8 protein-coding genes and 1 pseudogene are annotated in these 12,798 nt (G+C 34.5%); 8 read left to right on the forward strand and 1 reads right to left on the reverse strand.

The features are described from left to right. The first annotated feature begins 40 nt into the window (after positions 1 to 40). The 6 genes and pseudogenes from MKY69_RS04940 (at position 41) to MKY69_RS04965 (ending at position 9,052) form a co-directional block, all read left to right on the forward strand. Positions 41 to 1,378 carry a 2-hydroxycarboxylate transporter family protein gene (locus MKY69_RS04940; RefSeq protein WP_003103604.1) on the forward strand — a complete coding sequence of 446 codons (1,338 nt, stop codon included), beginning with the start codon at positions 41 to 43 and terminating at the stop codon, positions 1,376 to 1,378. 18 nt (positions 1,379 to 1,396) lie between these two features. Further along, a complete protein-coding gene (locus MKY69_RS04945) occupies positions 1,397 to 2,557 on the forward strand; it encodes an NAD(P)-dependent malic enzyme (RefSeq protein ID WP_340791088.1) in 1,161 nt (386 codons plus the stop codon). Positions 2,558 to 2,688: 131 nt separating this feature from the next. Beyond that, a complete protein-coding gene (locus MKY69_RS04950) occupies positions 2,689 to 4,224 on the forward strand; it encodes a ClC family H(+)/Cl(-) exchange transporter (protein ID WP_071519453.1) in 1,536 nt (511 codons plus the stop codon). Positions 4,225 to 4,305: 81 nt separating this feature from the next. After that, a pseudogene (gene licT / locus MKY69_RS04955) lies at positions 4,306 to 5,148 on the forward strand (BglG family transcription antiterminator LicT). Between the two features lie 261 nt (positions 5,149 to 5,409). Beyond that, positions 5,410 to 7,329, forward strand: a complete 1,920-nt coding sequence (locus tag MKY69_RS04960) for a beta-glucoside-specific PTS transporter subunit IIABC (RefSeq protein ID WP_340791091.1) — start codon at positions 5,410 to 5,412, stop codon at positions 7,327 to 7,329. 67 nt (positions 7,330 to 7,396) lie between these two features. Beyond that, positions 7,397 to 9,052 carry a carboxylesterase family protein gene (locus MKY69_RS04965; RefSeq protein WP_340791092.1) on the forward strand — a complete coding sequence of 552 codons (1,656 nt, stop codon included), beginning with the start codon at positions 7,397 to 7,399 and terminating at the stop codon, positions 9,050 to 9,052. A gap of 67 nt (positions 9,053 to 9,119) precedes the next feature. Here the strand turns inward: MKY69_RS04965 and MKY69_RS04970 are convergent, their stop codons facing one another. After that, the gene (locus MKY69_RS04970) at positions 9,120 to 10,046 is read right to left on the reverse strand and encodes an AraC family transcriptional regulator (protein WP_003106784.1); all 927 of its coding nucleotides are present in this window, start codon (positions 10,044 to 10,046) and stop codon (positions 9,120 to 9,122) included. A 561-nt stretch (positions 10,047 to 10,607) separates the two neighbouring features. On the opposite strand from MKY69_RS04970, the gene MKY69_RS04975 reads away from it, so the two are divergent. Both MKY69_RS04975 and MKY69_RS04980 read left to right on the forward strand, forming a co-directional pair. Then, positions 10,608 to 12,095: a family 1 glycosylhydrolase gene (locus MKY69_RS04975; RefSeq protein WP_003105623.1), complete on the forward strand. Its 1,488-nt coding sequence runs from the start codon at positions 10,608 to 10,610 to the stop codon at positions 12,093 to 12,095. 71 nt (positions 12,096 to 12,166) lie between these two features. After that, on the forward strand, positions 12,167 to 12,781 hold the full coding sequence (locus MKY69_RS04980) for an SGNH/GDSL hydrolase family protein (protein WP_003104376.1): 615 nt from the start codon (positions 12,167 to 12,169) through the stop codon (positions 12,779 to 12,781). The last annotated feature ends 17 nt before the right edge of the window (positions 12,782 to 12,798 follow it).

Here is a 12,798-nt window from a genome sequence, read left to right on the forward strand (position 1 = left end):
TGTCATTTATACTGAATTTATCAAATAAGGAGGTTGTAATATGGCAACGGCAACTACTAAGATAAGTACTTCTCGAACTGAAGAAGTCAAGAAGCGTTCTTTACATCAAATAAGGATTGGGTCGGTCCCCTTCCCTGTCTATTTAGTATTAGCTACATTAATAGTAACTACTGGATATTTACAACAGTTACCTGTTAATATGTTAGGTGGATTTGCTGTAATTTTAACTATGGGTTGGTTATTGGGAACAATTGGAGGCAATATTCCTGGTCTGAAAAATTTTGGAGGTCCTGCAATTCTTTCGTTATTAGTTCCTTCAATTTTGGTATTTTTTAATCTCCTAAATCCAAATGTCTTAGAAGCAACAAATATACTGATGAAAGAAGCTAACTTTCTTTACTTCTATATAGCTTGCCTAGTATGTGGAAGTATTTTAGGAATGAATCGAAAAATTCTTATTCAAGGATTATTTAAAATGATTATTCCAATGCTGGTGGGCATGGTTTGTGCCATGGCTGTTGGAACTTTAGTAGGTGTCATTTTGGGATTAGAATGGCAAAAAACACTATTTTATATTGTAACACCTGTTTTAGCAGGTGGAATAGGTGAAGGCATTTTGCCTCTGTCTCTTGGTTATAGTTCAATAACGGGCGTAGGAAGTGAGCAATTAGTAGCACAATTAATTCCAGCTACAATTATAGGTAATTTCTTTGCAATAATGTGTACTGCACTTCTAAATCGATTTGGAGAAAAATACCCTGAATACTCTGGACAAGGTCAATTAGTAAAAATTGGTAAAGGCGAAGACATGTCTGATGCATTAAAAGATAATTCAGGACAATTGGACGTCAAATTAATGGGGGCAGGTGTTCTTACAGCATGTTCACTTTTCATCGCAGGTGGTTTACTGCAACATTTAACAGGTTTCCCCGGCCCTGTACTGATGATTATTTTAGCTGCCCTGTTAAAATATTTAAATGTTATACCACAAGAAACACAAAATGGTGCCAAACAATTATATAAATTTATTTCCGGAAACTTCACATTCCCACTTATGGCCGGCCTAGGATTACTCTATATCCCTTTAAAAGACGTCGTCGCTACTTTAAGTTGGCAATATTTTGTAGTTGTAATCTCAGTAGTATTCACTGTAATTTCAGTTGGTTTCTTCATTTCAAGATTCTTGAATATGAATCCAGTTGAAGCAGGAATAATTTCGGCTTGTCAAAGTGGGATGGGTGGTACTGGAGATGTTGCTATTTTATCTACAGCAGATCGTATGAATTTGATGCCTTTTGCACAAGTAGCAACTCGTTTAGGTGGCGCAATTACAGTTATAACGATGACAGCAATTTTACGTATCATTTTCAAACAATAATTAGAAAGAGGATTCAATATGTCAAAAGATTTAGGTCAATTAGCTTTACTACAAGCAAAAGAGTTTGGTGGAAAATTAGAAGTTAAGTCAAAATTAGAAGTAAAAAATAAAGAGGACTTAAGTATAGCCTATACCCCAGGAGTTGCAACAGTGTCTTTGGAGATTGCTAAGGACTCAAAATTAGGTTATGAGTTGACAACGAAAAAAAATACCGTAGCTGTCATTAGTGATGGTACTGCAGTTTTAGGATTAGGTGACATTGGACCTATAGCAGCTATGCCTGTTATGGAAGGAAAAGCAGTATTATTCAAAGAATTTGCTGGCGTTGATGCTATTCCAATAGTACTTGATACTAAAGATACTGAAGAAATTATTTCAATTGTAAAAGCTATTTCTCCTACATTTGGCGGAATCAATTTAGAAGATATTAGTGCCCCTCGTTGTTTTGAGATTGAAAAACGTCTTATTGAAGAATGTGATATCCCTGTTTTTCATGATGATCAACACGGGACAGCTATTGTGGTATTAGCAGCAGTATTTAACAGTTTAAAACTTATAAATAAGTCAATACAAGACGTTAAAATTGTAGTCAATGGTGGAGGATCAGCTGGTCTATCTATAACTCGAAAACTATTAGCTGCTGGAGCAAAATCAATTTCTGTAGTAGATAAATTTGGAATTATCAATGAGAAAGAAGGAGAAAAATTAGCTCCACACCATCTTAAAATTTCTAAACTTACGAATAGAGAATTTGTATCTGGTACCTTAGAGAACGCACTTGAAAATGCAGACATTTTTATTGGTGTTTCGGCACCAGGTGTTTTAAAACATGAATGGATATCAAAAATGGCTCCTAAACCAGTTATCTTTGCTATGGCAAACCCTGTTCCCGAAATTTATCCTGACGAAGCAATTGATGCCGGAGCATACATTGTCGGTACTGGTAGAAGTGATTTTCCAAACCAAATAAACAACGTTTTAGCATTTCCAGGAATTTTCCGTGGCGCACTGGATGCTCGTGCAAAACAAATTACAATTGAAATGCAAATTGCAGCGGCAAAAGGTATTGCTAGCTTAGTACCGGAGAATGAATTATCGCCAACTAACATAATGCCAGGAGCATTCCAAAAAGGTGTTGCTGAGATTGTTGCAAAAAGTGTTAGAGATGCTGTCAAATAAGTATTTATAAAAGTGAATATATTGATTACTTGTTACTCCTAAATTTACAGACAAGTAGTCAATTTTTTTGTCCTAGAAACATCACCAAATCTTTGATACAATAGAAGGAGTTGTTAGAAAGTGAGGGAATAATGGAAAACCATAAAAATGAATATGCTTTAGTTGAAAATTCTATTATTTCATTTGTTTGGCGCGGTGCTTTAGTTGGCCTTGTGGCGGGGACGGTTGTCTCTTTGTTTCGTTTGGCAATTGAAAAACTGAGTCAATTAGTTGTTGGTAGTTATCAGGCTGCCCATCAGAATTTGCTTATTTTACTTGCCATTGCTGTTATCAGCTTTTTTATTTTACTTTTGGTAGGATATCTTATTCAAACTGATCCAGATATAAAGGGGTCTGGTATTCCACACGTTGAAGGTGAGTTGAAAGGTCTTTTGGCACCCAATTGGTGGAGTGTTCTCTGGAAAAAATTTATTGCAGGGGTTATCTCAATTTCTATGGGCTTTATGTTGGGTCGTGAAGGGCCTTCCATTCAATTGGGGGCAATGACAGCCAAAGGCCTCGCAGAGGGATTAAAGTCCACTCGTTTAGAGAAACGGATTATGATTGCAAGTGGAGCTGCCGCTGGCTTATCTGCAGCCTTTAATGCGCCAATCGCCGGTTTATTATTTGTTGTCGAAGAAATTTATCATCACTTTTCTCGTTTAATCTGGATTAGTGCCTTAGTAGCAAGTATTATTGCTAACTTTGTCTCTTTATATATTTTCGGGTTGAAACCAGTTCTTGCTATGCCTAAGGTGATGCCATTCCTTGCTTTGGATCATTATTGGATTTTGATTGTAATGGGGCTATTTCTAGGAGTAATGGGTTTTGCTTATGAAAAAATTATACTTAACCTATCGACTGGTTTTGACAAAGTCGGTAAGTGGCTTCACTTACCACAAGCCTTTTATGCCTTAATGGTATTACCTCTAATATTAGTTATTGGTTATTTATCTCCAAATCTCTTAGGTGGTGGGAATGGATTAATTATTTCCTTATCTATGTTAAAGGTTAATTTTATTTTAGTATTAGGATACTTTATTGTAAGGTTTATTGGTAGCATGTTATCTTATGGGAGTGGTTTACCAGGTGGTATTTTCCTACCAATATTGACCTTAGGTGCACTTGCCGGCTTACTCTTTGGCATTTGCTTTAGAGACTTAGGGCTAGTGTCTCAAGAAATGATGCCCTTGTTTATCGTTTTAGGGATGGCTGGATATTTTGGTGCCATTTCTAAAGCTCCCTTAACGGGGATGATTTTAGTAACGGAAATGGTTGGTGATTTAAAGCCTTTGATGTCAATAGCTGTAGTAACGTTTGTGGCTTATGCAATAATGGATTTACTAAAAGGGCAACCAATTTATGAGGCGATGCTTGAAAAACTACCAATCAGACATGTTAAGGATATTGTTGAACCAACATTGATTGAACTAACTGTCGGCCATAAATTAGCTGGTAAATATGTTCGGGATTTAGCCTTGCCAAAAAATACTCTTATTACAACTCAGGTTAATCATAATAAATCACAGGTTGTATCTGGCGATACCATCTTGTCAGCAGGTGCTACGATTTTCCTAGTGGTCAATGAACCTGATGTAGGAATGGTCAGACGATTACTAATGTCATAGCAGGGCTATTGTCATAAAAGAAAAGTTCTGATATGATTTATGACATGGGTATCAAGAAATTATAGATTGGAGATTCTATAAGTGATCATTGATAAAGTTTTTAATAATAATGTCGTACAAGTTCGCAATGACAAAGGCGAGGAAGAAATTATCATGGGGAGGGGTCTTGGTTTTCAAAAGAAGCCGGAGGACCTAGTAGATGATAGTTTAGTTGAAAAACGTTTTACATTACAAGATTCTAGTTTGATTAATGATTTAACAAGTGTTTATCAAAACTTGTCTTTAAAAGAAATTGAAACTGTTACAGCTATCATTGAACATGGTCAAGAAGTTCTTGATACTGTTTATGATATGGCACTGTATATTTCTTTGGCTGATCATTTGCATTATACGTTTGAACGCTTAGAAAATGGATTAATTAATAATAATCCGTTGAGCTGGGAAATTCGCAAATTTTTTCCAAAGAATTTCAAGTGGCGCGTGATGGTATTGCAATTGTTAAAGAAATGATGGATATTGATTTACCAGAAGATGAAGTAGCTTCCTTGGCTTTGCATTTTATTAATGCACAAAAAGATGTTGGTGCTATTGAAAGTGGTCAACAGATTGCTAAAATTGTGACTAATATTCTTGATATTGTCAGATTCCATTATGGGAAGATTTCTGAAGCAGATATGGTTTCTTACAACCGTTTTGTTACCCATATTCAGTATTTTGCGCAACGTGTCATCAATGGTTTGGTTCAAGGAGCAAATGACAGTTTCCTTTTTTGAGCAAGTGAAATTGAATTATCCACAAGCTTTTACTTGTACGGAGAAGATAAAATCCTTTGTTGAGACAAGCTATGATTTTCCGATGAGTAAGGATGAACAAGTCTATTTGACTATACATATTCAACGTTTAGAAACTTTAGCTGAAAATTAATTTTCAGCTTTTTAAATTAATTTTAAAAAAGCACTTGCAAATGAAAGCGCTTTTTGTTATTATATGAAATATAGTAAATGGATTGTTACTGGTAAGCAGGCAAAACCTAAATAGATACGAGATATGATGTACTAGCGCTAGCTAGGCATATATTTGGTATTTGTTTGGGTTTTTTCTATTGTCAAAATCCAAATCGATTAGACTAATGCAACTGATACCCATTATTGTCTTAGTCCAATGTATTTCAGAAAGGAGCCTCAAATGGCTAAAAAAGATTATACAGAGCTGGCTAAAGATATAGTAGCTCATGTTGGTGGTAAAGAAAATATTCTTGGTCTCAAACACTGTGTTACTCGTCTACGTTTTAATTTAAAAGATGAAAGTAAAGCAGACGATGACTACCTCAAACAACGGGATGGTGTTGTAACTGTTGTAAAAGCCGGAGGACAATATCAGGTTGTTATTGGGAATCACGTACCTGATGTCTATGAAGATGTTCAAAAAGTTGCTGGTATCCAAGGTAGTGGTAGCTTAGATATTGATGAAGGTGATATTGACAAAGGTAATTTATTTGACCGTTTTGTTGACTTGATTTCTGGAATTTTCCAACCTTTCTTAGGTCCATTGGCTGCGGCTGGTATCGTCAAAGGTGTCGTAGCAATCTTAGCAGCAACCTTACATTTGTCATCACAAACAAGTGCAATCTATGCAATTCTTGAAGCAGCTGGTGATGGATTCTTCCAGTTTCTACCAATCTTAATTGCTTTTACCTCGGCACGTAAATTTAGAATGAATGAGTTTACTGCGGCAGCGATTGCAACAGCGCTAGTCTACCCAACACTTCCAGGAACTGTAGCAGTTTTAGCAAAAGCTAAAGTGGCATCTGTTTTAGGAATTCCTTTCTTATTACCATCATCTGGTAGTTACCTATCAACAGTAATGCCTGTAATTTTAGCCATCTGGGTTGCTTCAATAATTGAAAAACAAATGAAGAAAATTACACCAGATGTGGTAAAAGTTTTCGTAATACCATTTGTTGTTATTTTAGTAACAGTTCCTCTTACTTTCTTATTAGTTGGGCCAATCGCAAACTTTGCATCAGATCTACTTTCTAACGGTTTTATTGGTTTAATGAACTTTAGTCCTGTTTTATATGGTTTCTTTCTTGGACTATTATGGCAAGTATTGGTTATGTTTGGATTACATTGGGCTATCGTTCCACTTGCAATTTTACAATTTACACAAAATCATTGGACTGATATCCTTTTAGGTGCAGCTCTTCCTAACTTTACACAAACTGGTGTTTTATTAGCAATTATGTTAAAAACAAAAGAGCAAAAAGTTAAATCAGTTGCTATGCCAGCCTTTATTTCTTCAATTTTTGGTGTTACAGAACCCGCTATTTATGGTATAATATTACCAATGAAAACACCATTCTATATTTCATGTATAGTTTCAGGTGTAATCGGTGCTATTCTATCTCTTTTCCATATTAAGATGTATGCCTTCGGCGCAATGGGAATTTTCCAATTTCCAGCATGGGTAAGCCCTACACAAGGATTAACACCAATGTGGATTGGTATTGGCTTAATGTTCTTAGCTATTTTTGCTTCTTTTGCAATTCAAATGTTGGTTCCAGTTCCTTACTTATACGGTGGACCAAAAGCTGACAATGCTGCACCTGTAACTACACCAGTTGAAGAAGTAGCACCATTAAAAGAAATTAATCAAGAAATTATTGCGAGCCCAATCAATGGTACAATCGTTCCATTAACTGAAGTACCAGATGAAGTATTTGCATCAGGAGCAATGGGTAAAGGTATTGCAATCAATCCTAAAGAAGGAGTTGTTTATGCTCCAACTAATGGTACTGTTACTTTAGTATTTGCTACAAAACATGCTATTGGTTTCCAAAGTGATAATGGTGCTGAGATTCTTATCCATGTAGGTATGGATACAGTTTCTCTAGATGGAAATGGTTTTACAACCTTTGTCCAACAAGGTGAAAAAGTGCAAGCTGGTCAAAAATTACTTGAATTTGATATTGAAGCAATTAAAGCAGCAGGACTGCCAACAATTACACCAATTATTATTACCAACACAGCAATCTATGACGACGTCTTGGTAAGCCAAGAAACAACTGTTAAAAAAGGAGATTACCTCTTAACAACAGTTAAATAATAAATAATGAAAATGCCTAATTATTATTAGGTATTTTCTAAAACAAATAAGAAAGCGATTACATAAAATGGAGGTAAAAAAATTTACCATTGGGATAGCATCAATTGCTTTGACTTTAATTTTAGTTGCCTGTCAAGATTCAACAAGTAAGAATGAACATGCGGAAACTTTTAAAGCAACTGTTAATAAAACTATTGTTAGTGGAAAAATTAAAGGGCATATGGATAAAAAGAATGATGTTATTGAATGGTTGGGCGTGCCATATGCTAAATCTCCAGTCGGTGAGTTGAGATGGAAAGCTCCTCAAAAAGCTGACAAATGGGAAAAGACAAAGGATGTGAGCAAGTATGGAGATACAGCTATTCAGTTTTCTAATGGAGAGGTTAAAGGTTCAGAGGATGCTCTGAATTTAGACGTAGTTAGACCTAATAATTCAAAAAAAGATTTGCCTGTCGTAGTTTATCTTCATGGGGGTAATAATCAATCTGGAACCAGCCAGGAAATTAAGGGAAATACAATTGTCAATGATATTGATGCTGTGTACGTTTCTGTTAATTATAGACTGGGAGCATTAGGATTCAATCCATTAGAAGCTTTAAAAACAGGTTCTAAAGAAGAAAATTCTGGTAACTATAGTTTATTGGATATTGCAGCTGCTCTTGATTGGGTAAAGGCTAATGCAGAAACATTCGGAGGAAATAAAGATAATATTACGTTAACTGGTTTTTCAGCAGGTGGACGAGATGTAATGGCAACTCTTATTTCACCGATTTTTAAAAATAAATACAATAAAGCTATTTCTTTTAGTGGAGGAATGACACTTGCTGACAATGATGTCAGTCAAGAAATATTTGCAAAAGCAATTGCTCCATTAGCCGTTGAGGATAAGAAAAAGGATACGGTTGAAGCTGCTCAAAAATGGCTTTTAAGCAAAGATAAAGCTGTAGGTGATTACCTTAATAGCATTAAAGCAGAACGATTAGCACCTTTAATGGGAAATGCTGGGATCCGTATGTCTGTCTTTCCTCATTTATATAAGGATGGCTATGTCATTCCAAAAGAAGGATTTGAGACTAGTAAATATAATGATGTACCTGTAATGTTAGTTACAGGAACCAGTGAGTTTTCAATGTTTGCTGCATTTGACAAAACGTTTATGGAAGATTATATGTCTGGTAATCTTTTTAAGGATCAAGAAAAATTAGCTGAGTTTAATTATAGTAAAACATATGGAAGTCAACTATATAGACTTTCAAATGGTGTTGATAGTGCTAAGCAAATGGCTAACAAGTATAAATCTCCAATCTATGTGACTGAAATTGCTTATGGAGATAATAAAGAGGTTACTCCAAAATTAAGTCAATCACTTGGTTCGTTCCATGGGATCTTTGAACCAATGTTACAAACACCATCTAATTATAAGGACTTTATCGGAGAATCCTTTGAAAATGATGGTGCCAAAGAAATGTCTAAACAATTCAAATTATATTTAAAAAGTTTTATTGAAAATGGAGATCCTAATCAAGCTAAATTACCAAAGTGGGATGATTTTACTAGTGATAATCAAGTATTATCAATTGATGCTGACAAGTCAAAATCAAAAATCAAAGCAACAAAAGATCAAGAAACCGCGGATGATATTTTGTTAAAAATGAAAAATGATAATACTTTAACACAAGAACAAAAAGAGGACTTAAATAAAAATGTCTTAAATGGTCGTTAGTTTAGTAATCCAATTGATAGTTTATATAATAAATAATCAAAAAAACAACTTCTACTTTTTGTAGAAGTTATTTTTTGATTTTTGGTGGATTTATCAGTGTGCGACTTTCTTTAGGTTTACTAAATTTTTTTCGGTATTGACTTGGGGTTAAAAGGTAATAACTTTTGAATTGGCGGTTAAAGTTTGAGAGATTATTAAAGCCCACTTCATTAGCTATTTCCAAGATTGAATTAGTCGAATTAACTAACAGTTCACAAGCTTTGCTTAATCTAACTTGAATGACGAACTCTGTACAGGATGTGCCAGTGTGTTGCTTAAATACAGTCATAAAGTGAGTCTTGCTATAACCAATAAAGTCCGCCAAAAAGTCGATTGTTAAATTCTGGTGATAATTGTTATTGATGTAGTCAATTAATTGACGAATTTTTTCATTTTTACGATAAGTATCATCAGTTGTTTTTCTAACAACATAGCGATGGAAGTATAGTAAATAGATAAATTCATGTAATTTAGACTTTAATAATATTTCAAAATGTCGACTCTCTACTTTAGCCAATTGAAAGATATCAAATAAAGTTTTCTTTATTTCTGTATAACCAGGCATGTTTGGCTTGATGCAATGGACAAACTTATAGACACTGTTCTGTAAAGGTTGTAAGTAGTGTAGGCTGACTTGATCAACATTTGATAGGCCAATCATATCTAAGTGAAATTGAAAAGTATCCATGATATGTTTTTCTTTATTAATTGGATGAATCGAATGCATGCCATTTGGGCGCACTAAAATAATATCCCCTTCTTGACTATTGAAGAAATCGTAATCAATATGGTATCGAGCAGTTCCTTCATAAATATATGAGACCTCTAGTTCAGGATGCCAATGAAAAAGAATATCCGGTCGACCATTTTTTACTTTAGTATGAAAATAGCGATAAGGTAATAAATGTTTTTTTTGTTCATAATATTGGTTAATTGGTAATTTGGATACTAACACAGTTTGGCCACTTCCTTGTATATTCGTATAATAATATTATAACAGTTTGTTTTTAAAATAATACAAAAAATTTATGTTTAGTCAATTTTTACTATAAAAAAACAACCAATGACAAAAATTAGCATACTGATAGCTGACTTGGACTATACCAATTTGAAAAAAATATGTGAAACTATAAAATATTTTAATAATAATATAAAAGAAATTTTTATAATTGTGAATAGTAAATAGGATAGTATCAGAAATTAAAATAATAGTGTTAGCTCTGTCGCCTGAACTTTCATATACTTAATTTATGTCATGAAAAGTTGGCTCCTTATGATGACATAAAATAAGACTTAAAATTATTTTTTATCTTACAGATAGTTTTTGGAAGATAATATAATAATTAAATCAAAATGCACTGGGCACTTAATCTCCGTCCTAGTGTTTTTTTTGTTAGAAAATAAATTATGGATGGCTTTGCTCATGGGATAGTATTAGTATTTCATAGGATATGCGTGGATATATTACCAATAAACAAGTATACTACAAGCATTACTAAGAAAGTAGGAATTTCTAATGACAACAACACAATTTCCAGAAAACTTTTTGTGGGGCGGAGCTATTGCCGCAAATCAAGCTGAAGGTGCTTATAAAGAAGGCGGACGTGGGTTAGTTCAAACTGACGTTACGACTGGTGGATCTTCAACCCAATCACGTTTGGCAACTTACATTGATAAAGATGGTAATCCAGGGGAATTGCCATCAATGGGTCATACAGCTAAATTGCCTGATGGTGCTAAATTTGCTGTTTTAGAAGATCATTACTATCCTAATCATGAAGCTGTTGATTTTTATCACCGTTATAAAGAAGATATCAAGCTTTTTGCTGAAATGGGCTACAGTATCTTTAGATTATCAATTGCCTGGTCACGTATTTTCCCAAATGGTAATGATAGTGAACCTAATCAAGATGGTTTAGATTTTTATCGTGGTGTTTTTGAAGAGTGTCGTAAATATAATATTGAGCCATTGGTTTCAATTTGGCATTTTGACACACCACTTGCCTTGGAAGAAGATTTTGGTGGTTGGACCAATCGTGCTTTAGTTGATTTTTATGCAAAGTATGCTGAAACTATCTTTAAGGAATACAATGGTCTCGTTAAATATTGGTTAACTTTCAACGAAATCAACAATACGGTTATGTTCCTTGACATGTTTGGCGATTCTGCTAAAGATGAAGAATATCAAGATGCTTATCAACATTTACATCATCAATTTGTTGCCTCTGCAAAAGCCGTGGAGATCGGGCATAAAATTAACCCAGATTATATGATTGGGAATATGATTTGTGGTATTACATTTTATCCAGCAACATGTGATCCTGCGGATATCTTAGCAACTGAACATAAATGGCAACAAAGTATTTACTACTGTGGCGACGTTCAAGCAAAAGGTAAATATGGCACATACACAAAACGTTTATGGCAAGAACATAATGTAGAAATCAAAATGGAAGAAGGCGATCTTGAATTACTTGAAAGAGGGAAAGTCGATTTCTACACTTTCTCATATTATATGTCTAACAACGTGACAACACATGAAGTAACAGATAAAGTGGAAGGTAACTTCTCTGCCGGTGTCCGTAATCCATATCTTGAATATTCTGATTGGGGATGGGCACAAGATCCAACGGGATTGCAGTATTACCTTGAAAAAATGTATGACCGTTATGATTTGCCAATGATGGTCGTTGAAAATGGACTTGGAGCCTTTGATACAGTAGAAGAAGACGGAAGCATCCATGATGATTACCGTATTGACTATCATAGATCTCACGTTAAAGCCATGTCAGATGCTATTGCAAACGGTGTTGATTTAATTGCTTATACAACTTGGGGCTGTATTGATATCGTCTCTGCCGGGACAGGTGAAATGCGTAAACGTTACGGATTCATTTATGTCGACAAAGATGACCAAGGTAAGGGGACATTTGACCGTACACCAAAGGATAGCTTCCACTGGTATAAAAAAGTTATTGCCTCAAATGGACAAGATTTAGGATAACGTTTACATTTAGAATTGCTGTGCTGACCATCTCTAATTTTGATATACTAGATATATCAAAGGGGGATATTATGCTTGAAACAGTTTCTAATGAACTATTAGCCTACCAAGAAGACCGCTTAGACAGCTACATAGAATTAAACAAGACTATGGCTCGCGCAGGTATTGTTTTTGTTGGTGATTCAATCATTGAATTTTTTCCATTAAAAAAATATTTAGGGCGAGATGTACCAATCATTAATAGAGGTATTGCAGGGACGGATAGTACTTGGTTACAAGAGCACTTACATGAGCAAGTCTTGGCACTAGAGCCTGAAAAGGTCTTTATCTTAATTGGGACTAATGACATTGGTCTTGGAAAATCAAATCCAGAAATTAAAGAAAATATTTTAGATATATTAACCGAAATCCACTCTGAAAATCCCTATATTAAGGTTTGTTTGATGTCAGTTTTACCTGTATCAGAAGATATAAAATATCAAAATACGGTTAAGGTGCGAACAAATCAGGTAATTGATTCCTTAAATGCTGATTTACAAACCATACCAGGGATTGAGTTTATTGATTTAGCTACTATTCTGAAAGCTGGTGGTAGTGGTTTAGCAGATGATTTTACCAAAGATGGTCTTCATTTAAATCTTTTAGGTTATCAAAAAATTTCACAAATCTTATTAGAATATGTATAATTGAAGCAAGAAAGGGA

The organism is Streptococcus sp. FSL R7-0212 (assembly GCF_038007985.1).
Taxonomy (GTDB): domain Bacteria; phylum Bacillota; class Bacilli; order Lactobacillales; family Streptococcaceae; genus Streptococcus; species Streptococcus parauberis.